Raw genomic sequence first — 22,294 nt, forward strand, 5'->3', positions numbered from 1 at the left:
GGCGGCGACGTCCATCGACGTAAGTCCGAGCGCCCTGGTTATGCGTATTTTGCGGAGGAGCCTCGCGGCGGACAACGCACACGATCCTATGGATCAGGACAGCCGCACCTTGTTTGCTGCCAACAAGCGGTCAGACCATCTGCAACGGCAGCGGCTTCCTCGGAGCGGTCACGCTCTATGCCGTCTCTGTCCGTCGGAAGCTCGCGCGATATTGCACCGGTGTGACGCCAAGGCGGGTGCTGAAGACGATTCTCATCCGGTCCGCCGACCCGAAGCCGCAATCGAAGGCGACTGCCTTCAGCGGCCGGTCGCTTCCTTCCAGCATCATGCGAGCCGCGTCGACACGTGCGCGCTCGACGAACTCGTGCGGTGTGATACCGGTCACCTGCACAAAATGCCGGGCCAGATTCCGGGGACTCATCCCGACGACAGTAGCAAGCGACTCCAGCGTGTGACGATCCCCGATTCTGGCCATGACATGGTCCTGGATGCGTGCGATTGGTGATTCCGGATCGGCGGTGGCCGTCAGATAGGGACTGAACTGCGACTGTCCGCCCTGGCGCTGGGCCACAACGACCAGCCGCTTGGCGACCTTGAGCGCAGTTTCCGGGCCGTGCCGCTGCAACACGAGCGCCAAACCCAGATCTATCCCGGCAGTCACACCGGCCGCGGTGATCAACCGTCCATCCCGCACATAGATCAAGTCAGGTTCGACTCTTGCCTTGGGAAATCTCGCGGCTAGCGACTGCGCATCCTGCCAATGGGTTGTGACACGCCGATCGTCGAGCAGACCGGCATAGCCAAGCACGAAGGCCCCGGTGCAGATCGATCCATAAACGCTTGAGCGCCACGGCAATTGCTTGACCCACTCGACCAGGGAGGGCTCTGGTTCCGTTTCCGGGGGCGTCGGCGCACCCGCCACCAGTATGATGTCGAAACCGCCTGTCGCCTCCTCGAAGGTCAGGTCCGCCATTAGCCTTAGGCCATTCGATGCCCGCAGCGGATTGCGGTGAGCGGCGATCAACACTGTTTCATAGCGATCGGAATCGTCGAGAAACGTGTTCGCCTCGCTGAACACATCGAGCGGCCCGGCCACGTCCAAAGCCTGGACCCCCTCGTAGACGACGATCGCGACAGCTTGTACCGGCACTCCTTACTGCCTCTCCAGTCTGGCGCCTCATTATGCATGTCGTCCGCACACTGCAAAGGGTCTGGTGCGATCCGGGACAGACCCGCTTGAGCCGCCCTATCGCGATCCTGGTGCGCTGTCTGGCGTCGTCAAGACATCGTCCTTGGCATCGACGACGAAGACCGCGAGTAAACTAGAGGGCTCCGTTTCGCTCGCGTTTTCACTCATCCTGTGATGTGAGCCCGGCATCTCGTAAAACGCTTCGCCTTGATGGTAGACCTTCGGCGCGTCATTGTCGACCTGACTGCGGATCGTCCCCGACAGTACATAAGCGTAGATGAATGCCGATGCCGCGTGGTGATGAGGCAGCGATTTAGCCCCCGGGCGGATAGATCACAACAACGGAAACCAATCTCTTTCCTTCGACATTTGGCAGTGCGTGCTCGAAGACTACCTTCACTTGCTCCCGGTCCTGAGCGACAGCGGGAGAGGCTGCCAAAGCGATCGCTGCTAGCAACGGAACGGCGGCGGCTCGCACTGCGCTTCTGGCCAGCAGCCCGGTGATCTTGTGACCCTTTGTGTCGATAGAAAGCGCGTTCAGAATTAGCTCGCGAAGAAAGGCAAGTGCTTCGCCGCTGGCAATTCGCCCGTACGCGGATATGAGTTCTAGGAGCATGGCACTTTCCTCTTTTGAGATGTTGAACTTCGTCATGGAGAATCCGGCAAGGGAGATGCAGCAATCAGATCGCACGCGTTGGGGCTCTTGAACTCCGGGATGAAACGCTCGCAGACGGCGGCATTGACCGTGCCGTAGGTGGTCGCTGGCTTATGCGCAAAGCCCGCGAAATACTCCTGAATAAAGCCGTTTTTGAAGTTCGTTCGCGGGTACCTGGCGATGATGTCCTGAAGGATATCCGCGGGAAAATGCTCGAAGCCCACCCCGATCACATCGAGAAGAACACCTGAATTGAGGAGCGCAACTTCCGGGCCCATATACTTCGGGATGCCGGGCGTGGTGTGCAGCGCGATTGCCTCCCAGACGGTCTGCACCTGATCTTCAGGGATATTGTGGGTGCTGAGGAACTGACGGGCGGCATTTGCGCCATCAACTTCGAAGCGCTCGTCCGGGCTCGAGAACTTCTTGATGAGACCGAGATCGTGAAATGCTGCGGCGATGTAAAGGAGCTCAGGGTCAAAGCGGAGCTTTCTCTGATGCCCCTGCTCAGCCGCGAACAGATAGACGCGGATCGAGTGATTAAACAGCAGATCGGTTGAATTCTCACGTAGGACATCTGTCGCCTCTTTCGCGAGAAAGGAATCGGGAATGAGGGGAGCACGGGCGAGATTTCGCGTGGTCATTTGATGTTTCCTTTCAAGAGCGGCCGAAGTGCAGGCGACACACAATGGCTCGCGAGCCCAACGCCTGGTGGTTCAACTCGAAGTAACCGCGAGCACGATTTTTCCTTTCGGCTGGGACCGTACGCGCTCCAGCATCAAATGAGCTTCACGCGCGTCCGCGAGGGGCAGGACAGCCCCTACCTTTGTTCGCAGCTTTCCATCATCAACAAGACGGGCGATCTGCATCAGATATCGGCTCGTGATGTTGACGAGGAAGAACCTCGCTTCAACCCCGTAGCGCTTTGCAAGATCCTGATTCGGGTTGGAAACCGCGGAGATCAGCTTGCCGCCGCGGCGGAGGACCTCGAACGAACGGCTTTGCGTTTCACCGCCGACCAGATCGATGACGGCGTCCGCCTCGCGAACCTGCTCCTCAAACCGCTGAGCGCGATAGTCGATCACGGCATCTGCGCCCAGCTCGCGCACTAATGGAATATCATGAGCTGCGGCGGTCGCGATGGTCTGGAGACCCGCGCGCCGCGCCAATTGAACCGCATAGGACCCGACGTTCCCTGCCGCTCCGTGGATGACCACCTTTTGGCCTCCCTTAAGCTGGGCCTGATCAAACAGCGCCTGCCATGCGGTGACGGCAATGACAGGAACAGAAGCGGCTTCAACGTGGGTCAGCGAAGCGGGCTTGTTGGAGACCATTCCGGCAGAAGCCAAAGCGTATTCGGCGTAGGCCCCGACAAACCTCGAATTTGTAACGCCATAAACCTGATCTCCCACGCGCAGATCGGAAACGCCTGGGCCCACGCCGACGACTTCACCCGAAAGGTCAGAGCCCAACGTGAGAGGGAGCGGTTGCGGCAAAGCGCTCTTTCCGGCCCGGATCCATCCATCCCACGGCCCGACCCCTGCGGCTTCAACCATAACCAGCACTTCGCCAGGGCCGGGTGCCGGCCGCGGGACGTGCTCCAATTTCATGACCTCAGGTGGCCCAAACTCGTGGACACGCCAGGCCATCATTGTTGAACGAGCTCGCTCGTGACTGGCCTGAGGATTGACGATGCCGGGTGTCATCTCACTCGCTCCCTTCCGCTCGCCATGACTACCGCCCGCGCTAGTCCTGAAGAGTGCAATGGGCGGAGCCTATCGCCAATCGGATTGGCGCATGGCTCTGCCCCATATGTCGCAATCGATCCTGCTTGGGACAACAAACAGCATCCTTTGGATCAGGACAGGCGTACGTCGTTTCCTGACAACGCCGGTCGATGGGCCCGGCTCTGACCGAGCCCGCGGCCGCTTTCGGACGGCCGGCTGGCTAGAATTCGGATCGCGCGGAATCGGATACTGGTCCCAAACATCCACGTAGCGTCCATGGACTTTCGGTTGGCAGATCCAGACGAGCGTGTTCGGCACCGCGGCCATCCTTGTCGTACACCGGCAGCGAACGATGGCTCGGCCGTCAGGCCGGAGCCTCGAAATCGTACGAGATGCGTCCGGCTGGCAGATAGAACAGAGCGATGACAGCGCCACATCTCACCTCCGGATAGTGCCGGCTGCCAGGGTCGGGCGCCGTCCAGCCTGGCCCTTGCCAACCCTGCAATCCCTTCAACTCCGCGCCTTTGTTCAGGGGCACGACGAGGTTGAGCTCGCCATAGGGGTGGCCGTGATACTGGCCACGGAGCACGTTGCTATCATCCTCGTCCTTGAAGCGACGCGGATCGGCGCTGTTCATGTACACGGCGGTGATGCTGAACTGGAACGTCTCGGGAGTTGGCTCCAGGATACGGCTGCGCCGGTAATTCGGGCCCTCGACCTCCTGGTTCGCCGCCCAGCCCTCCTCAACTCCGATTTTGATGAGCCGGCTCAGATCCTGGTAGAGCGAGCTTTGCTCGCCATATTTCTCGTTGAGCCAGCGCTCCATCTCGGCGCCGGGCGTCATATCCTTGATCTCCCGCAAGAACGGAATACTGCCCTGAATTAGCTCTTCCCGGCTTCCCATGGTCCTGTCCTCCTTCTCGATTGGATCTCACGCTTCGAATCCCGCAAACGTGGCGAACTCGTCGACGTCCGCACGCGGCATCAATCTTTCCGCCCCCACAACCCTGGCACGGCCGATCGAAACGCCGCACACCACCATTTGCTCCGCCGGGATCGACAGCAGCGGACGGAGGATCCGGTGATACTTCGAGAACGTCTCCTGCGGGCAGGACTGAAGCCCACGCCCTGCCGCTGCCAGCATTACGTTCTGCACGAACATTCCGAGGTCGAGCCAGCTTCCGACTTCCAGACGACGGTCGATGGTTACGATCAGTCCTACCGGCGCGCCGAAGAATGTGTAGTTTTTCGCGGTCTGCCGTGCCCGGGCCACGGAATCGGCCTGCGCGATCCCGAGTGCGCCGTAGAACAATTGACCGAACTGCTGTCGCCGCCTGAGGTACGGCTCGGGCAAGTCGCTGGCGTAATATTTGTATTCCGACACGTGCTCGTCGCGCGACGTCTGGTGCGCCTCCAACAGCGCCGCCGACACCCTGTCCTTGACCGCGCCCGTGAGCACATAGACGTGCCAGGGCTGGATGTTCGCTCCGCTTGGTGCGAACCGGGCTGCGCTGAGAATCTGCTCGACGGTCCGCCGCGGGACCGGATCGTCGCAGAATTCGCGGCACGCGGTTCGGCCCATCATGATCTCGTCGATGCTTCTATGGGCAAGGGGCACTACGGTTTCGCCGGTCACGGCTTCTTCAGGAGCGGACATCCTCCCTCCTCCATCGGCCTGAACGCTTCTTCCCCAGGAATGGTCGCGAGTAACTCGTAGTAATCGAACCTGTATTTCGACTCTTCCGGCGACTTGACGCGGAAAAGATACATATCGCGGATCAGCCGTCCGTCCTCGCGAATGCGGCCGGTCCTCGTCATGAAATCGTTCACCGGCATTTCGCGCATCTTGGCGGCCACCGTCGGTCCATCCAGCGTGTCTGCCGCTTCGATTGCCCGCAGATAGTGCATCACCGCACCATAGGTGCCGGCGTGGATCATGGTCGGGACCTTCTGCGTCTTCTCGATGAAACGCTTCGACCACGCCCGCGTCCCATCGTTGAGATCCCAATAGAATGCCGAACTGAGCATCAGGCCCTTGGCATTCTGCAATCCAAGACTATGGATGTCGGCAATGAAGACGATCAGGCCGGCAAGCTTTTGTTGACGCGTGATTCCGAACTCTCCGGCCTGCTTGACCGCGTTGATGAAATCACCCCCAGCATCGGCGAATGCGATCACGTCCGCGTTTGAAGACTGCGCCTGCAGCAGGAAGGAAGAGAAATCGGGCGTGTCGCCAAGACGTGAGATCGCCTTGGCCGTGCCCTGCGACAGAGCATAGGTATCGTAGGTCCAGTGAATACCCGTCAGCGAGCACTCGTCACCTGTCAGGCGCGACGTTGCCGCGCCTGTGGCGAGAAACAGCTTTTTCTTGTCACGCGCAATGCCTTGGACGGCGAGCGCAACAGCGGAATTCGGCACGTCAAGGATCGCCTCGACGCCCTCGTTGTCGAGCCAGCGCCGTGCGATCGCCGCACCGACGTCCGCCTTGTTCTGGTGGTCGCTGGCGACGATTTGGATCGATCGCTCGAGCACCTTGCCCCCAAAATCGTCAACAGCCATCTGCGCCGCGACCACTGACCCCTGGCCGCCGTTGTCGGCGTAAAGGGAGGACATGTCGGTCAGGACACCGAGCTTGACAGGAGGATCCTGCGCAACTGCCGATGTTCCAAGTAGCGCCGACGCAACCATCGCAACGACCATCTTGCGTTTGACACCCGACATCTCGCTAGATCTCATTGCGACCCTCCTCCAGACAGGCGACGAGAATAATGACGGGATTGGACAGCGACGGAAGTGAAACCTTCGCAGATCTGTCCTGAACCGGCTTCAGATTGGTCGCACCGGCGACAGCATGTCTCCGTTAGCTCCGCGGTTGCGTCCAGCGTGTGCCTGGCTTTAACTGGATTCCACCGCGGCATGCGCGCACGCGGCTGGCTGCCAACAGGATCCTCGTCGTGCCCGTTTCTTTCAAGACATTGGACTTAAACCTCCTCAAGGTGTTCGACGCCGTTATGGAGGAACGCAGCGTGCTGCGCGCCAGCCAGAAGGTTGCGCTGACCCAGTCCGCCGTTAGTCATTCACTTGCCCGACTTCGCGAGATGCTGGAGGACGAACTGTTCGTGCGCACGGCCACGGGCATGCAACCCACGGCGCGCGCGCTGATGATGGCGCCGCAGGTTCGTGAGGCTCTGCGAACCCTTGAGGCCGCGGTCGAGCTTCCGACCTTCGTCCCGGCAACGTCCACCAAGCAGTTCACGCTCGCCGCCAACGACTTCACGACGATGGTCCTGGCATCTCCGCTCCTGAAACTACTCGGCCGAGAGGCGCCGTCCATTGACCTGACCATCAAGCCCGTGACCCGAATCGACCTTGCCGAGCAGATCGATCTCGGTCGCATCGACGTGGCTATCGGCGTCTTCTCGGTCCCTCCGAGCCGCTTCCGCACGTCGCTGTTATTCGAATATGACGACGTGCTCATTGTAGGCGGAAAGCGTAAACTCGGCCGGCTTGACAAAGCAAAGCTTGCGCGCCTGTCGCTGGTCGTCGTCTCCTTTGGCGGCGAGCAGGAGGGCGCCATCGGCGGATTCATCTCGGAGCGAGGTCTCGCCCGGCGCTCGGAGATGTATGACCGCGCGGCGCTCGAGCGGGCGCTCTCGGAAAGCGACCGGCCGCCACGGATCGCGGTTTCATTGCCGCATTTTCTTGCGCTCCCCGCGCTGCTCCAGGATTCCGAACTGGCAGCCATTGTCCCGCGTCCGCTGGCAAGGGCGCTCGAGCAAAATCATTCGATTGCGACCTACGAGCTCCCCTACACCACAACCCCTGTCGAAGCCCGGCTGTTGTGGCATGAACGCGTCGAGGGTGAACCGTCGCACGACTGGCTTCATGAAATCCTCCGACGCGCGGCCGAGGACCTCCGACATGGGCCCCAGGGAATTGCGGCGTCCCTATCGAGCCCCCATCGCGCCTGACATCGGAATCCAGCGCTCGCCGTCGAAACGTTGCGGCCTCAGCGCCTTGATCAGGCGATAGTCGTCAGGGCTTGAGCTGACGGTGATACCGGAAATCAGCCCAGGAAGGGCCACATCTTTCATCGTAGTGGCTTGCTTCATCAAATTCTTCGGTGAAATGTCGTCACTCGCCGATAATCCCAAGCTGATACCGTCTGAGATGGCGAGACCGAAGGCCAATGTTGGCGCGTTTCCGATCATAACAAGTAGACATTTTCAAGCGAAACGCCGAAGCTGTAGGAGGTACGCGGCAGGGGCCAGGAACGGATCATATGAGCAACTCTCGGGGTCCATCCGCCATGGGTCGATGACTGGATAGTGACACGCCTTCCTGATCATGAACATCAAGCAGCTTCGCTTTTTTCTTCAGATCGCCGAGCTTGGAAGTGTGACGCGTGCGGCGACCTTGCTGCACATCGCACAGCCTGCGCTGTCCCGTCATGTGCGCCAGCTTGAGGAAGAACTCGGAGTTGCGCTGTTCCAGCGCTCCGATCGCGGAGTTGCCTTGACCAGCGCCGGGATGCTGTTGCGCGATCGCGCCGTTGGCCTCCTGCAGCACGTTGACCGGGTGCGGCAGGAGGTGCGCGACGAATTCAACGAGCCGAGCGGCGAGGTGACGGTGGCGATGCCGCCGTCCATGCTCGAACTCGTGACATTACCGTCGGTCGCGCGATATCGGGAGCGTCACCCGGGCGTGCTGCTGCGCGTCATCGAGGGCATCAGCGGCGTCCTGAATGCCTGGTCGATGGTTCACCTCGGAAAGGCTGACCTGGCGGTCGTGACCAATGTCGAGCCGTTGGCAACACTCGAGAGCATCGAGTTCCTGCGTGAGCCGCTGTGCCTGATTGGCCCTAGATCCGCCGGTCTCGATCCGGCTGCGCCGGTTGCGCTCAAGGAGATGGCGACGAAGTCGTTGATCGTCCCCGGACGACCAAACAGCCTTCGGCTGATCCTTGAAACAGCGATGGCCGAGCGGAAAATCCCGCTTGATGTCGCGTTCGAGGGAAACTCTCCGACCCTGATCATGCTCGCGGTCGAAGCCGGGCTCGGCTTCGCCACTCTGCCGTTTTGCTCGGCCTACCGCTTCCTCCGCGAGGGGCGCGTCAGCCTCGCACCGATCCGGCACCTCGATGTGTCGTGGGCGCTCGTCCAGTCGCGCGAACAGCCCTTGTCGGCGGCCGGAGAGCAGCTCAAGGCGACTCTGCGCGAGACCATCGCCACCCAGATCGCCTCCGGCAGCTGGACAATGGCGAAGCTGCTGCCCTGACCGCCGTGGTCAGCATCGCGTTATGACCGTCATGCCGAGATAGTATTTCCTGCGGCAAGCTGCGGACCGGTATCCCCTCGCTCGAGACGACGTCAAGAAATTCGTCCGACAGGGAGACCGGCCATGAAGCAGCCTTCGGCAGCTGAGACGACCACGGTAGATGCGCGCCCGCTGGACTGGGTCCGCGACATCACCCCGTATCAATGGCGCGTCTTTGCGGTGGTGTGGCTGGGCTGGATTCTCGATTCCACCGATTTCGGGCTGTTCTCCTTCGTGTTGCGCCCGGCGCTCTCTGAGCTGCTCGGCAACCAGGCGAACCTTGCCGAGCTTGGCCGGATCGGCGGTCTGCTCAGCATGGTCGGCCTGTTGGGTTGGGCCCTTGGCGGCTTCGTGTTCGGGATCGTGGCTGACTATGCCGGCCGGCTGCGGACATTGGCCATTAGCATCCTGATCTTCAGCGTGTTCACCGGCCTGCAAGGGTTCGCACAGACACCGCTACAGCTCGGTATCTACCGCTTTCTCGCCGGCGTCGGCGCAGGCGCCGAGATTATCGTCGGAATCCCGCTGCTCGCGGAGGCGCTGTCCGGGCCTCACCGCGCCAAGGTCACCGGGATCATGATGACCGGCGGCGCGTTCGGCAGCCTGCTCGGGGCATCCGTGTACGGCCTGCTCGCGCCTCTCGGCTGGCGCTACGTGTTCGCAGCGGGCATCGCACCAGCACTGCTGCTGTTCCTGCTCCGCCGCGGCGTGGCCGAACCGGAGTCGTTTGCCGCGGTGCAGGCGCGGCGCTCGCGCGCCAGGCTCGCCGGAGCCGGTGTGTCGGATGCGGATCGCGAATTTCTTCGGTTCGTTCCGATGCAGCTCTTTGGACGCAAGCTGATCTTCAACACCGTCATCGGACTGATGTTTTGCCTCGGCACGCTACTGTCGATCTGGACGAGCCTGATCTGGCTGCCCACGATCCAGAGCCTGATGCTGGAGAAGGACGCGATCAACGGCGCCGAGGCGATCGCGATCGTCAGCCATAATATGCAGCTCTGGAGCATCGGGGGCATCCTCGGTTACGCGACATTCGGCTTTATTGCCGACCGGATCGGACGCCGCGCCACCATTGCCTTCTACAACCTCGGAACGCTGGCCGTCGGCCTCTACCTCTACTTCGGTGTCGACCACCACGCCCTCTATCCCTACCTGCTGCCGCTGTTCGGCTACTTCGTCTGGGGCGTGTTCTCCGGCCACGCCATCTATGTGCCGGAGCTCTTCCCGACGCACGTTCGAGCCACTGCATTGTCGTTCTGCAACGGGACCGGACGCATCATTACGAGCTTCGGACCGCTTGTCGCGGGCCTGCTGGTCGCGCCGTTCGGCGGAAATTTCAGCAAGGCGGCCGGCGTGATGACCTGCTTTGCGCTGCTCAGCCTGCTCGCGGTCACCATCGGCCGCGAGACCAGGGACGACGCGCTGCCGCAATAGACCGGAAAGGACAATCGAATGCGAGGGAGTGAAGAGATGTCGCTGATGGAGCAGCCCGTTGCAGCCGATCCTCACCGGGTCGAGCGGCGGGACGGCATGATCGTCGAGTGGGACGTGCCGATCGCGATGGATGACGGGGTCGTGCTGCGGGCAGATGTGTTTCGCCCGCCGGGTAGCGCCGCCTGCCCGGTCATCATGAGCTACGGGCCTTACGCCAAGGGCTTGTCGTTTCAGCAGGGCTATCCCTCGGCGTGGCAGCAGATGGTCGAGCAATTCCCGGAGGTCACGCATGGATCGAGCGGCCTCTATCAAAACTGGGAAGTCGTCGATCCCGAACGCTGGGTGCCGGATGGCTACGCCTGCGTGAGGGTCGACGGACGCGGTGCCGGGCGGTCGCCAGGTCACATCGAGCCCTGGTCAGGACGCGAGAGCCGCGACTTCTACGCCTGCATCGAGTGGGCCGCGGCGCGGCCCTGGTCAAACGGCAAGGTCGGCCTCAACGGCATTTCCTACTACGGCATGAACCAATGGCAGGTGGCGTCGCTGCGCCCGCCTCACCTCGCGGCGATCTGCGTCTGGGAAGGTGCGGCCGATTTCTATCGCGATGTCAGCCATCACGGCGGGATCTATTGCACGTTCCTCGCCAACTGGTACCGCCAGCAGGTCACGTCGGTCCAGCATGGCCTCGGGCGCCGCGGCCCACGCAGCGTCGTCACGGGCGATCTGGTCTGCGGTCCGGAGACGCTGGACGCCGATGAACTCGCGGCAAGCTGTAGCGATCTCGGTGAAGACGTCTATTCCCGTCCGCTCTGGGATCCGTTTTACCAGGAGCGGTCCGCGCAGTGGGACCAGATCGATGTGCCCTTGCTGTCCGCAGCCAATTGGGGCGGCAACGGGTTGCACCTGCGCGGCAATATCGAGGGATTCCTCCGCGCTGCGTCCAAACACAAATGGCTGGAAATCCACGGCCGCGAGCACTGGACCGAGTTCTACTCGAACTACGGCGTGGACGTTCAAAAGCGCTTCTTCGACCATTTCCTCAAGGGCGAAGCCAATGGATGGGACAAGGAGCCGCCGGTCCAGCTCTGGGTGCGCCACGTCGATCGCTTCGAGCCGCGCAGCGAACAGCAATGGCCGATCGCGCGCACCGAGTGGCGCAAGCTGTTCCTCAATTGCAGCAACCTGGTCCTGCTCCCCTATCAACCCGAGCTGCAGGCAAGCCACAGCTACGACGGGCTGGGCGATGGCGCCACATTCCTGCTCCCGGCGCAGGATCGCGAGCTGGAGATCACCGGACCGCTTGCGGCAAAGCTGTTCGTCTCTTCTGAGACCACCGACGCCGACCTGTTCCTGGTTCTCCGGCTGTTCTCGCCCGACATGAAAGAGGTGGTATTCCAGGGCGCGCTCGATCCGCACACGCCGATCGCGCAAGGCTGGCTGCGCGCCTCGCATCGCAAGCTCGATCCACGGCAATCGACAATCTATCGGCCGTATCATCCGCATTACGAGATCGAGCCTCTTCAATCCGGCCGCATCTACGAGCTCGACATCGAGATCTGGCCGACCTCGATCGTCGTGCCGGCGGGTTACCGGCTGGCGCTCACCGTGCGCGGCAAGGACTACGAATATTCCGGCCCATCGGCCCGCCTTTCCAATATCCGCAACGAGATGCGCGGCTGCGGACCGTTCCTGCACGACGATCCCCGCGATCGGCCGGCCTCCATCTTCGGCGGCAGGGTGACTTTGCACACTGGCCCCGCCTGCCCTTCACACCTGCTCGTTCCGATCGTGCCAACCAGAACGAACACCGCGCCATGACATCAAAAGTCATCATCACCTGCGCCATCACCGGGGCGATCCACACCCCTTCCATGTCGCCCCATTTGCCGATCACGCCGGATCAGATCATCGACGAGGCGGTCGCCGCCAGCGAGGCGGGAGCCGCCATCCTGCATCTGCATGCGCGCGATCCCGAAACCGGAAAGCCCGATCAGACCCCGGAAGGCTTTGCCAGGTTCCTGCCCCGCCTCAAGCAGCGCTGCGGTGCGGTGATCAACCTCACCACGGGCGGCAGCCCCTACATGAAGGTCGAGGAGCGGGTACAACCCGCGGCCCGCTTCAAGCCGGAAGTCGCCTCGCTCAACATGGGCTCCATCAATTTCGGACTCTTTCAGCTGCTTGACCGTTACAACGACTTCAAATTCGAATGGGAACGCCAGCATCTGGAAGCAACGCGCGATCTCGTGTTCCGCAATTCGTTCAAAGATATCGAATACATCCTCGAGACTTGCTACGGCAGCGACACAAGGTTCGAGTTCGAGTGCTACGACATCGGGCATCTCTACAATCTGGCGCATTTTCTTGACCGTGGGCTGGTGCGTCCGCCGCTGTTCGTGCAGTCGGTGTTCGGCATTCTCGGCGGCATCGGCACCCACCCCGAAGACGTGATGCACATGAAGCGGACAGCCGACCGGCTGTTTGGCGCTCAGTATCGTTGGTCGGTGCTGGGTGCCGGATCCGCACAAATGCGCCTTGCGGCAATGGCCGCCGCCATGGGCGGTCACGTCCGCGTAGGGCTTGAGGATTCGCTTTGGTCCGGCAAAGGCCGCCTGGCGCGATCCAATGCCGAGCAGGTCACCCTCGCCCGCAAGATCATCGAGGGCCTCGGACTGGAGGTCGCAAGCGCCGACGAAGCCAGGGACATGCTCGCGCTCAAAGGTGCGGCGCGCGTGGCGTTCTAGCGCGGTGCGGCAAGCAACAGACGCCTGCGCACTCACCCGAATGAACCAAGGAGATCTGTGATGGACCGTGCATCACCACTCAATGGCCTGACTGTGCTGGTAACCGGCGCCGGCCGCGGCATCGGCCGCGCCTGCGCGCTGTCCAGCGCGCAGGCCGGCGCCCGCGTCGTGGCCGTTGCCCGGAACCGGCGCGACCTCGACGATCTCAAGGAGGAAGCAGGCCCCCGGCTCGAGACCCGACAGGCCGATGTCACCGAGCAGGCGTTCTGGCGCGAGCTGGAGTCGAACTCCAACATCGACGTACTCGTCAACAATGCCGGTACCAATCGGCTTCAGGCCATCGACGAAGTCGACGATGCGACACTCGACCTGCTTCTCATGCTCAACGTCCGCTCGGCGTTCAAGACTTCGCAGGCGGTCGCCAGGTCCATGATTGCACGGCGACGCGGTGGCGCGATCATCCACATCTCGTCTCAGATGGGTCACGTCGGAGCCGCCAAACGCAGCGTCTATTGCATGACCAAGCATGCCATCGAAGGCTTGACCAAGGCTCTGGCCATCGAGCTCGCCGCACATGACATCCGGGTCAATGCCGTCGCCCCGACCATTGTCGAGACATCGATGAGGGCGCCATTCCTGCAAGATGCGTCGTATCGGCAGTTTGCGATGGACACCATTCCGCTGAAGCGGGTCGCCGAGCCGCAAGACGTCGCCGAAGCGGTCATCTACCTCGCCTCACCCGCCGCCCGGCTCGTCACCGGCACCAGCCTCAAAGTCGACGGCGGCGCGACGGCGCAATGAGGCGTGCTTTCGCCTTTGAATCATCCAACTGAAAGGTACTAGCGATGCGCGCAGTGTTCTATACACGGCAGGGTCCGGCGCATGAGGTCCTCCAGATCGGCGAACAGCCGACCCCAGCACCGGGACCGGGAGAAGTCCGCGTCAAGCTGCGGACCTCAGGCGTTAACCCTTCCGACTGGAAGGTTCGCCGTGGCGGATTTGGCCGCGGGCTCGCCGCGCCGCTGGTGATTCCGCATAGCGACGGCGCCGGGGATATCGACGCCGTCGGTCCCGGCGTTGCCGATCGCGTCGGCGAACGCGTCTGGGTCTGGAACGGCCAATGGAAGCGTCCGCACGGCACCGCGGCCGAATACATCGTGCTGCCGAGCGCGCAGGCCGTGCCGCTGCCAGCCAATGTCGGCTACGACGAGGGTGCCTGCCTCGGCATCCCTGCCCTGACCGCGGTCCAGGCCGTTCGCCTTGCCAACATCGATCAACACGCGACCGTGCTGGTTGCCGGCGGCGCGGGATCGGTCGCCCACTATGCTATCCAGTTGGCCAAGCTGCGCGGCGCCACGGTCATCACAACGGTCAGCGGGGACGCCAAGGCGGAGCATGCAAGGCGCGGCGGGGCGGATCACGTCGTCAACTACAGGACCGAGGATGTCGGCGCGCGCGTCAGAGACATCACCCAGGGGCGCGGCGTCGACACAATCATTGAGCTCGACCTGACGTCGAACGCGAAGCTGTATCCCCTCCTGCTTCGTCCTCACGGCACGGTCGTGGTGTATGGCATGTCGGCCAACGAGTCGGCTCTGCCCAGCCTCTGGCTGATGCAGAACTCGATCACGCTGCGCCTGTTCCTGATCTATGATATTTCTGACGCGGATCGACTGGCCGGCATCGCCGAACTGACCAATATCCTGAGCGAAGGACGGTTGGTCCACGCCATAGCGCGCCACTTGCCACTCGAAGCGATCGCCGAAGCCCACGACATGATAGAACGCGGAGATGTCGTAGGAAACGTCGTCCTCGACATATCCGAGGAAACCCCTGGTCGATGAGCAAAAAGACCAGTCTGACAGCCCAGGTTTCGCGTCTGAGGCACCTGGACGCAACGAATGGGGCTACGCCTTGTCCAAAGCTAGCGCGATGTCCGTGAGCAGATCGAGTTCGCGATGAAGACGCCGTGCCTTTCTGCGCGCTGAAATACGCAGCAGTACGCCGTCCGCGTAAGAAGATTGGGATATCGGCTTCGGCCGGATTAAATCGAAGCATGCAACTCCGGCCGACCACCGCGACGTCAAGGAAAGAGAACGAAAACGCACCCCGAAATACGCCAACCTACGCGAAGGCCGCCGCTAGCCCTACTCCCACTCTATCATTTCGCGCGACGTTTCGTCGTTGATTTGGAAGCACAATTCTTCGCGCGTGACGGACAAATGCCGACGGTATATCCGGCGCAATTTTTTGATCTTGAATTCACAGAAAAAATTGCCCCTTACGAAGCGCTGGCAATTCCGGTACCTTTCGGAGTCTATCGGCTGGATGGCGCACCGCGTGCGCAGTCAAGGCGATTCAGCTCGCACGGCACAGAGCTTCAAATACCGTCAGAGATCAGGAAGAGGCCTTCGGTCCCGACGCCGCTCATCCGGCTGTTGTGCGGCAGCCATACGGGTCGCTCTGCATTCAAAAGCTGCCCTCTCCGTCAGTTCGGTTCGTGACCGATTCCGTTGAAAAGTCGGCTCGGTACCTTGCTCTCCGCCGCCGCGCCTCCGACGCCTCGCCGCAGCGCTTTCATAAAGACGACGACGTTCTCGCCACGGGGGCGCTCCTTTAGAACGATAGCGCTCGTATCACTGGCTACCAAATCGCCTCTCGATCCATTCAAGTCCAGACATCCCGTCCGGAGGAGTTACCTTGTTGGGTGCGAACCGCACGACATTGGTCAACTCTAATTCTTTGCTTCCTGCTCGTCGTCGGACCGTCCCATAGACCGCTTCGGCAACAGCCTGTCGACCATTCGCACGCGTCATCGAAATTGTCGATCCGACACCCTCGAAGGTCGAGCCAGCCAGGACCGACGCAACATCAATCTCTTCGCCCCTGCCCCGGCGCGGTCCCAAGCGGCTTTCAAACCTAGCAGCGCATTTGCAATGCCATAGGAGGGATAGATCGGCGCAATTTCGTATCGATCGCGATAGTGAGAGCTGAACCAACGATTCAACTCAGTGTCATGCGCCAGCAGTCCGTGCGAACCACGACCCCCAATGATCGTGCCGTCGGGAATGATTCCGGCCAACCGATGAAGACCGCTCTCTCCAGACACCAACAGCAAGCGTGTATCCGGTACCGTTGTTCGTGCAACTTCGACCAGACGGAACAGATCAACTCCCCAGTTCCCGGAATGAATGAGTTGAGCACCCTGCTCTTTCAGAAATTGGATCGGGGTTACAACGGCGCCGGAATAGAGCGGCGCAAAGTGACCTCCGACCTCCTGCGCATCAGGCTGGAGGACCTGCAAGGCGGCGCGAAATTCTCTCCAGCTATCCGTCCCCCAAAGATATTTTTGGTTGATACCGCCGAAACCCAAGCCGCAGACCCCGAGTTGGGCCGCCACGTAGCGCGCGGCGCCGACAGAATCAGCCGTTGTCGTCGTCTGGGTACGAAAGACCCAATCCCACTGGCGTGCAAACAACTGACTGGCGCCGCCGCCGGAAACAACCGTTAGCAGGCCAAGTTCCTCGGCAACGGGAGCAATGGCCATCGCGACTGCGCTGCCCGCGTACCCGACCACGATATCCGCACCGTCAGCATGTATGCGCCGCAACAGCGCGATCTGTTCGTCTTCCGAGCCACTCTCGTCGTAGACCCTCAGTGACAGCTTGCGACCAGCGAAGCCCGAAGCAGCGTAAGGTTCTGGGAGCTCGCCTCCGGCATTGATGGTTTCCACCATGAGCTCCGCAGCGTTGCGGGCTGGAAAGCCAAAAGGCGCTGCTGCGCGCCCGGACACGTAGGTCACTACGGCGACATTCACAGGCCTGTTTGTATCCGTCGCCATCTGTGCACTCCGGTTATTGGACTTCTTATTTTTGGACCATTCAGTCTCTATTTGCAAGACCTGTCCGTTAAGCTGCAAAGTCCGGAACGGAACGCCGCCTTGGCAAACCCGCATCGTGCTGCCGCGCCCACGCTTCCGCAATTCCGGGAAAACGGGCTTGATATTAACGACCGCTTAGTCTAGATATTGGTCATGATACGAGAGACTTCGCAGCGGATGCGCGGCCGTCCGAGAGAGTTCGATCCCGATGACGCTATCGAAAGCGCCATGGGCGTGTTCTGGACATCAGGTTATCATGCGACGTCGCTTCCGGAGTTGCTTGAGGCGACGAATCTTTCTCGTGGAAGTCTCTACGCCGCCTTCGGCGACAAGCACGGGCTGTTCTTGCGTGCGCTCGACCGATATATCGCAGACTCCTTGACACGCCTGGATGCCGACCTTGATCCGCGCAAAGACGTGTTGGACGGCATCCGGGCGTGCCTTGCAAGATACGTTGAGCGAACCAGCGGGGCTGGCGCCAAGCGCGGATGCCTGATTGTGGCAACCGCCATGGAATTGGGAAGTCAGGACGTCGAAGTGGAACAGCGCATTCGACGCTTCTTCAAGGCGATGGAAGCGCGGCTGACGACGACATTGGAACGCGCGAAGTCCGAGCGACGATTGGCTGATGAGGTCGAGCCCTCGACCGCCGCGCGTCTCATTATGTGCCTGCTCGAAGGCATGCGCGTCGTCAGCAAGACAAACGCCGACCGCAGCTCATCGCAAGCCGTCGTCCAAGCCCTGCTTGATCGTTTCGCAAAATGAGATTTTCGATGGTTTCGTCGCCAACGCGCTTGCGCATTTTTGGACCAAATGGTCGTCAAATTGCCTCCACTCCTTTTTCAGCCGTTTGCCGTCCAACCATCGAGGGGAAGCGCCATGGACGCTGAGTTATACCCCTATGGATCACTACGGGCCGGCGACATTCGCTTTGCTTACTATCGGATGGGCTCAGGTGGTCCCCCGATCATTCTACTTCATGGCTGGCCACAGACATCGCATGCCTGGCGCCGCGTGGCGGGGCTCCTCAGTTCTGAATATGACGTTGTGGTTCCGGATCTGCCGGGCTTTGGCCACACGTCAAAGCCCGACGCGGGTTTCGATAAAAAGACAATTGCCCGTCGCCTTAGAGAATTCGCGCACGCGCTCGGCTTGTCTCGCGTCGCTCTTGCCGGGCACGATCTGGGCGGGCATGTCGCATACGCATACGCGGCGCAGTGGCCTGCAGAGGTCAGCCACCTGATCTTCATCGAGAGCAGTCTTCCGAGCTTCGGCCAGGAAGAGGCAATGGACGTCTCGAAAGGCGGAAGCTGGCACTTCGGCTTCAACATGGCCGGCGACATCTCGGAAGAGCTGGTCCGGGGACGAGAGAAATTGTTCGTCGATCACTTCATGAGACGCGAGAAAGTCGGTCTGTTCGATGCCAATTCAGTGAGCGACGCGGACATTGAGGTTTACGCGCGCGCGCTTCAGCGGCCTGGAGCACTGAGATCGTCGTTCAGCCATTACCGCACGTTGCCGATCGACCGAAGCGACAATTCAGTCTGGGGGCGAACGCCGCTTCCAATGCCGGTTCTCGCGATCGGGACTGATTGGGGTTACGGACCGGCATCCGAGCAGGCGATACGTCGGGTCGCCAAGAATGTTCAAGGAGCCATCATCGAACGCTGCGGACACTATCCCGCCGAGGAACGTCCGGACGAGGTGGCTCGCTTGATTGCCAATTTTCTGGCGGCCACGCGATCCGCCACGCATCCAACACCGCAGCGCCAACTTCAATGAAAGGGGTCAAGATGAATTCTGAACTCGACGGCTTCCATCACAAATTACTACGGGTGGGCGACGTAAAGATCCATGCTGTCGTAGGGGGTAAAGGACCGCCGCTCGTACTGCTCCATGGCTGGCCACAAACCTGGTGGGAGTGGCGCAGGATCATGCCGGTACTCGCCGTGCATCATTCCGTGGTTGCGCTCGATCTACGCGGAGCGGGGCATTCCGACTGCCCCCAGAGCGGTTATGACAAGGCAAGCCTCGCCGAAGACGTGCACGGGGCGATGGTCGCGCTCGGTTTTGGCCGCTACGCCGTCTGCGGCCATGACATCGGGGCAATGGTTGCCCTGGCATTGGCCTTCACCCACCGCGAATCCGTGACCCGCGTTGCCATCCTTGATGCGCCGATGCCCGGATGGAGTCAGTGGGAGGCCAATTTCGCCGATCCAATGGTCTGGCATTTCGCATTCCATATGAAGCGCGATTTGCCGGAACGCCTCATCTATGGCCGCGAATTCGACTACGTCTCGACTTTTTTCGCTGATCGTACCTTCAACCACGGTGCACTGCCGGTCGAGGAAGTGGAAATCTATGCGCGCTCCATGGCTCAGCCTGGCAACACGCGAGGTGGCCTCGAATGGTATCGCGCATTCCCGGTTGACCATGCTAACGCACTCGACTGGAAGCGATCTCCCTTGACGATACCTGTTCTCGCATTGGGAGGCGATCACAGGTGGGGACCGAAAATCGTCGCCATGCTGGAGGAATTCGCCGGCGACGTCTCGGGCGGAAGTATCCGGGATTGCGGCCACTGGATGGCGGAAGAGCGCCCCGCCGAGACGGCCGATGCACTTCTCAAGTTCTTCGCCCAATGATGCCTTAGGCGATCGGCTCCCGTCGAAGCCGAGGCTGTCGGCGGGAGTACCGGGACTTCAGTCAAGGCAGCGAAGTGCAGAATTCCGCGGTATCATTTGCTGACATTGGCGAGCACAAAGTCGTAGCGCAAGGCGGCCATATCCATGGCGATTCTGTTGCCGCGCGCCGTCAACCCGGCATGCTGCGTCTGAAGCCCACAGATCAGAGCATCTTTTACGCCGAACACAACGTCGGAATCGAGGTACTCGCTGTCAGCCAGAAACAGATGGGTGACCAGGGTTTCGCATCCCGGAGCTGAGATCATAAAGTGCACGTGAGCCGGCCGATACGGGTGACGCGCTTGCGCCTTGAGCATGTCGCCCACTGGCCCGTCGTCGGGAATTGGATATGCGGACGGGATAACGGTTCGAAACCAGAACGCACCATCGGCGTCGGTGCGCACAACGCCCCTCCCTGCGAGTTTGGCCAACCCCGTCTCGCTTTGGACGTCATAGAAGCCTTCGGCGTCGGCGTGCCAGAATTCGACTACCGCGCCCGCGATCGGCTTTCCATCGATATCGCCGACCTTACCCTCGACCAGAAGCGGCGCGCCCGTCATGCCTCCAGAGATGTCGTCGCCGAGTGCGAACTCCGGTGCGGAGGCAACATGGAAGGGCCCCAGCACGGTCGTTTGCGTCGCATGACCCGGAAAACGGTGATTGATAGCGTCCACCAGCATCGATACGCCCAGAGTGTCCGAAAGTAGAATGAATTCCTGCCTCGTATCAGTGCACTTTTGACCGACGCGCGTCAGAAACGAGATTGCCTGCGCCCATTCGTCATAGCTTGGCTCTACCTCCCGCACGAAATCATGAAGGTGGCGAACCAGCGCCTCGCTGATGATACGGTGTCGGGAATTGGGTGCATTGCGTACTCTTTCCAGCACTGCTTCCGTTATGGACGTCTCATCGAAGTTTCTCATCACGGTCTCTTATTCTTTTCACTCAATATGAAGCCAGGATAGTTCATTCGGCATGCGGGGTTTCACCTGACCATGCTCTTGCAAGCATCGAATGCAATGCGGCCGCCTCGAGCGGTCGAGGGTTCGAATACTGATCTTTCATTACTTGTTCGACGGCTCGCGCGATCCCCTCGTAAGGCATGCCGAGCTCGGAGAGCGAAAGAGGATTGCCCAGCGTCCGATTGAGAGCGAACAGGCCGGCCGCCGCATCCGGCTGCCTCAATGCATTTTCGACACGTTCCATCGCTGCCAGCGCGGCGGCGCTGTTATAGGCGACAACGTGAGGGAGCATGACAGCATGCGTTTCAGCGTGACGAAGATCGAATCTGCCTCCAAGCACGTGGCAGATCTTGTGATGCAGCCCCATTGCAACAGAGCCCAGACAAATCCCGGACAGCCAGGCGCCGTACTGAGCGGCCTCGCGCGCGGCGACCTCACTCGGTACGGTCACAATACGTGGGAGCGCGCGCGTGAGCGCGCTAATTCCCTCTTCCGCCATGATTGAGACGATCGGATTGGTATCAGGCGCATAGAGTGCCTCAACCGCATGCGCGATCGCGTTGACCCCACTCACGGCGGACAGCCTTGGCGGCAGAGAAATCGTCAGATCGACGTCGTATATGACGACCTCTGGCAACACTTTGGGCGAGCGCAGCGTCATCTTGCGACCTTCGTTGGTCTCCCCCAGGATCGTTGTCATCTCGGAGCCCGCATAGGTAGTGGGCACCGCGATCTGTGGAAGATCGGTCCGCAGCGCCAGGGCCTTGCCAAGGCCGATGGTCGATCCACCGCCGATAGCGACCAGACTGTCACACTCTGCCGCACGCAATTGTAAGAGCGCCGTTTCGGTAACACCGAGCGGAGTGTGCATCGTCGCTTCCGCGAACACCGCTTGGGCTGCGCAACCCGATGCAACACGCAGCGCGATATCCTTTTGGTCCGCGGTGCAAACGACGAAGGCCCGGCGACAGCCCAACCGCTCCAACTCTGGCGCGACCTCGCGTACCCTCCCGGAACCGAACAGCACACGTGCCGGATTCGAGACGTAGGCGAAAGGAGAGATGCCCGTCACGGCTAGAGCTTTGCCCCGCGAAGCCATGCGGCACCGCGACCATAGAGCTGTTCTACCTCTTCGCCCTTGAGGCCGGGCATATCCGGTTTAACGGTGTATCCAATGCGGGTCTGCATATAGGCGAGATGACGGTAGCCTTCGGGAAAGCGAGCGAGCAAGGCGGCGTCGAGTTCCAGCTTCGCCGCTGGCGAGACCGGATCGATTCTATCCTTCTCATAGATCGGCTGCCTCAGCACGATGCCCCAGCGATTGTTCCGCTTTTCCAGGAAATCATAAAAGCGGCCGGTGCAGACGACATCGCAGGTGACACCTTCAACATCGCCGCGCTGAGAGATTGTCATTTTGGTCTGCGAGATAGCGCGGCTTCCGCTGACCTCAATCGATATTCCACCGAGGAAATGCAGGATGCTGACGCCACGCGCCCAGCCCTCCTGGCTGACCAGGATGAACTCGTCGCCGCTTCCTTGAAACCAGGTCGCCATCATGCGTCCGTCAGGATGCCACACCTGACGAAATCGCTCCCAATCGCCAGCGTCGCGCCAAACGACCCAGTTCTCGAGCAAATCACGGATCTGTCGGCGATCTGCCAACTGTTCGTCTGATTTCACTGCCGCATCCATGCCAAGCCACCACG

General features: G+C 61.1%; 23 protein-coding genes. 10 read left to right on the forward strand and 13 right to left on the reverse strand.

The window, feature by feature from the left end; translation table 11 throughout:
* Positions 1 to 175: 175 nt before the first annotated feature.
* The 8 genes from ACVIIV_RS28450 to ACVIIV_RS28485 form a co-directional block, all read right to left on the reverse strand.
* Positions 176 to 1,150, reverse strand: a complete 975-nt coding sequence (locus ACVIIV_RS28450) for a GlxA family transcriptional regulator (protein WP_456747106.1) — start codon at positions 1,148 to 1,150, stop codon at positions 176 to 178.
* A gap of 96 nt (positions 1,151 to 1,246) precedes the next feature.
* On the reverse strand, positions 1,247 to 1,519 hold the full coding sequence (locus ACVIIV_RS28455) for a cupin domain-containing protein (protein WP_456748851.1): 273 nt from the start codon (positions 1,517 to 1,519) through the stop codon (positions 1,247 to 1,249).
* Positions 1,503 to 1,841: a hypothetical protein gene (locus ACVIIV_RS28460; protein ID WP_456747107.1), complete on the reverse strand. Its 339-nt coding sequence runs from the start codon at positions 1,839 to 1,841 to the stop codon at positions 1,503 to 1,505. The genes ACVIIV_RS28455 and ACVIIV_RS28460 overlap by 17 nt, the downstream gene beginning before the upstream one ends.
* Positions 1,838 to 2,488, reverse strand: coding sequence for an HD domain-containing protein (locus ACVIIV_RS28465; RefSeq protein ID WP_456747108.1), 651 nt, complete (start codon positions 2,486 to 2,488; stop codon positions 1,838 to 1,840). The genes ACVIIV_RS28460 and ACVIIV_RS28465 overlap by 4 nt, the downstream gene beginning before the upstream one ends.
* 72 nt (positions 2,489 to 2,560) lie before the next feature.
* Positions 2,561 to 3,496, reverse strand: coding sequence for an NADP-dependent oxidoreductase (locus tag ACVIIV_RS28470; protein WP_456748852.1), 936 nt, complete (start codon positions 3,494 to 3,496; stop codon positions 2,561 to 2,563).
* A 439-nt stretch (positions 3,497 to 3,935) separates the two neighbouring features.
* Positions 3,936 to 4,475 carry a 4-hydroxylaminobenzoate lyase gene (locus ACVIIV_RS28475; protein ID WP_456747109.1) on the reverse strand — a complete coding sequence of 180 codons (540 nt, stop codon included), beginning with the start codon at positions 4,473 to 4,475 and terminating at the stop codon, positions 3,936 to 3,938.
* A gap of 27 nt (positions 4,476 to 4,502) precedes the next feature.
* On the reverse strand, positions 4,503 to 5,207 hold the full coding sequence (locus ACVIIV_RS28480; RefSeq protein ID WP_456747110.1) for a nitroreductase: 705 nt from the start codon (positions 5,205 to 5,207) through the stop codon (positions 4,503 to 4,505).
* On the reverse strand, positions 5,204 to 6,271 hold the full coding sequence (locus tag ACVIIV_RS28485; RefSeq protein WP_456747111.1) for an ABC transporter substrate-binding protein: 1,068 nt from the start codon (positions 6,269 to 6,271) through the stop codon (positions 5,204 to 5,206). The genes ACVIIV_RS28480 and ACVIIV_RS28485 overlap by 4 nt, the downstream gene beginning before the upstream one ends.
* A 254-nt stretch (positions 6,272 to 6,525) precedes the next feature.
* Here ACVIIV_RS28485 and ACVIIV_RS28490 point away from each other — a divergent pair, with 254 nt between their 5' ends.
* The gene (locus ACVIIV_RS28490) at positions 6,526 to 7,542 is read left to right on the forward strand and encodes a LysR family transcriptional regulator (protein WP_456747112.1); all 1,017 of its coding nucleotides are present in this window, start codon (positions 6,526 to 6,528) and stop codon (positions 7,540 to 7,542) included.
* On the opposite strand, the gene ACVIIV_RS28495 is transcribed toward ACVIIV_RS28490, so the two are convergent.
* On the reverse strand, positions 7,519 to 7,761 hold the full coding sequence (locus ACVIIV_RS28495; RefSeq protein ID WP_456747113.1) for a hypothetical protein: 243 nt from the start codon (positions 7,759 to 7,761) through the stop codon (positions 7,519 to 7,521). The genes ACVIIV_RS28490 and ACVIIV_RS28495 overlap by 24 nt on opposite strands.
* A 157-nt stretch (positions 7,762 to 7,918) precedes the next feature.
* Here ACVIIV_RS28495 and ACVIIV_RS28500 point away from each other — a divergent pair, with 157 nt between their 5' ends.
* The 6 genes from ACVIIV_RS28500 (at position 7,919) to ACVIIV_RS28525 (ending at position 14,906) form a co-directional block, all read left to right on the forward strand.
* Positions 7,919 to 8,848 (forward strand): LysR family transcriptional regulator, encoded by a 930-nt coding sequence (locus ACVIIV_RS28500; protein ID WP_456747114.1) that lies wholly within the window; start codon positions 7,919 to 7,921, stop codon positions 8,846 to 8,848.
* Between the two features lie 123 nt (positions 8,849 to 8,971).
* Positions 8,972 to 10,321: an MFS transporter gene (locus tag ACVIIV_RS28505; protein ID WP_456747115.1), complete on the forward strand. Its 1,350-nt coding sequence runs from the start codon at positions 8,972 to 8,974 to the stop codon at positions 10,319 to 10,321.
* Between the two features lie 18 nt (positions 10,322 to 10,339).
* Complete coding sequence (locus ACVIIV_RS28510) at positions 10,340 to 12,139, forward strand: CocE/NonD family hydrolase (RefSeq protein WP_456747116.1); 1,800 nt, start codon at positions 10,340 to 10,342, stop codon at positions 12,137 to 12,139.
* A complete protein-coding gene (locus ACVIIV_RS28515) occupies positions 12,136 to 13,062 on the forward strand; it encodes a 3-keto-5-aminohexanoate cleavage protein (protein WP_456747117.1) in 927 nt (308 codons plus the stop codon). The genes ACVIIV_RS28510 and ACVIIV_RS28515 overlap by 4 nt, the downstream gene beginning before the upstream one ends.
* A gap of 60 nt (positions 13,063 to 13,122) precedes the next feature.
* Positions 13,123 to 13,863, forward strand: a complete 741-nt coding sequence (locus ACVIIV_RS28520) for an SDR family NAD(P)-dependent oxidoreductase (RefSeq protein WP_456747118.1) — start codon at positions 13,123 to 13,125, stop codon at positions 13,861 to 13,863.
* Positions 13,864 to 13,907: 44 nt separating this feature from the next.
* Positions 13,908 to 14,906: an NADPH:quinone reductase gene (locus ACVIIV_RS28525; RefSeq protein WP_456747119.1), complete on the forward strand. Its 999-nt coding sequence runs from the start codon at positions 13,908 to 13,910 to the stop codon at positions 14,904 to 14,906.
* A 968-nt stretch (positions 14,907 to 15,874) separates the two neighbouring features.
* On the opposite strand, the gene ACVIIV_RS28530 is transcribed toward ACVIIV_RS28525, so the two are convergent.
* Complete coding sequence (locus tag ACVIIV_RS28530; protein ID WP_456747120.1) at positions 15,875 to 16,903, reverse strand: ABC transporter substrate-binding protein; 1,029 nt, start codon at positions 16,901 to 16,903, stop codon at positions 15,875 to 15,877.
* Positions 16,904 to 17,095: 192 nt separating this feature from the next.
* Here ACVIIV_RS28530 and ACVIIV_RS28535 point away from each other — a divergent pair, with 192 nt between their 5' ends.
* The 3 genes from ACVIIV_RS28535 (at position 17,096) to ACVIIV_RS28545 (ending at position 19,587) form a co-directional block, all read left to right on the forward strand.
* Complete coding sequence (locus ACVIIV_RS28535; protein ID WP_456747121.1) at positions 17,096 to 17,707, forward strand: TetR/AcrR family transcriptional regulator; 612 nt, start codon at positions 17,096 to 17,098, stop codon at positions 17,705 to 17,707.
* A 114-nt stretch (positions 17,708 to 17,821) separates the two neighbouring features.
* Positions 17,822 to 18,724, forward strand: coding sequence for an alpha/beta fold hydrolase (locus ACVIIV_RS28540; protein ID WP_456747122.1), 903 nt, complete (start codon positions 17,822 to 17,824; stop codon positions 18,722 to 18,724).
* Between the two features lie 11 nt (positions 18,725 to 18,735).
* Entirely contained in the window at positions 18,736 to 19,587 is an 852-nt protein-coding gene (locus tag ACVIIV_RS28545; protein ID WP_456747123.1) for an alpha/beta fold hydrolase, read from the forward strand.
* A gap of 92 nt (positions 19,588 to 19,679) precedes the next feature.
* Here the strand turns inward: ACVIIV_RS28545 and ACVIIV_RS28550 are convergent, their stop codons facing one another.
* From ACVIIV_RS28550 to ACVIIV_RS28560, 3 genes are read right to left on the reverse strand one after another with little or no spacing between them, the layout of a single operon-like run.
* Positions 19,680 to 20,549 carry an intradiol ring-cleavage dioxygenase gene (locus tag ACVIIV_RS28550; protein WP_456747124.1) on the reverse strand — a complete coding sequence of 290 codons (870 nt, stop codon included), beginning with the start codon at positions 20,547 to 20,549 and terminating at the stop codon, positions 19,680 to 19,682.
* 43 nt (positions 20,550 to 20,592) lie between these two features.
* Positions 20,593 to 21,651: a maleylacetate reductase gene (locus tag ACVIIV_RS28555; RefSeq protein WP_456748853.1), complete on the reverse strand. Its 1,059-nt coding sequence runs from the start codon at positions 21,649 to 21,651 to the stop codon at positions 20,593 to 20,595.
* A gap of 11 nt (positions 21,652 to 21,662) precedes the next feature.
* Positions 21,663 to 22,280, reverse strand: a complete 618-nt coding sequence (locus tag ACVIIV_RS28560) for a nuclear transport factor 2 family protein (RefSeq protein WP_304552467.1) — start codon at positions 22,278 to 22,280, stop codon at positions 21,663 to 21,665.
* Between the last annotated feature and the right edge of the window lie 14 nt (positions 22,281 to 22,294).

This window comes from Bradyrhizobium sp. USDA 4354 (assembly GCF_054060315.1).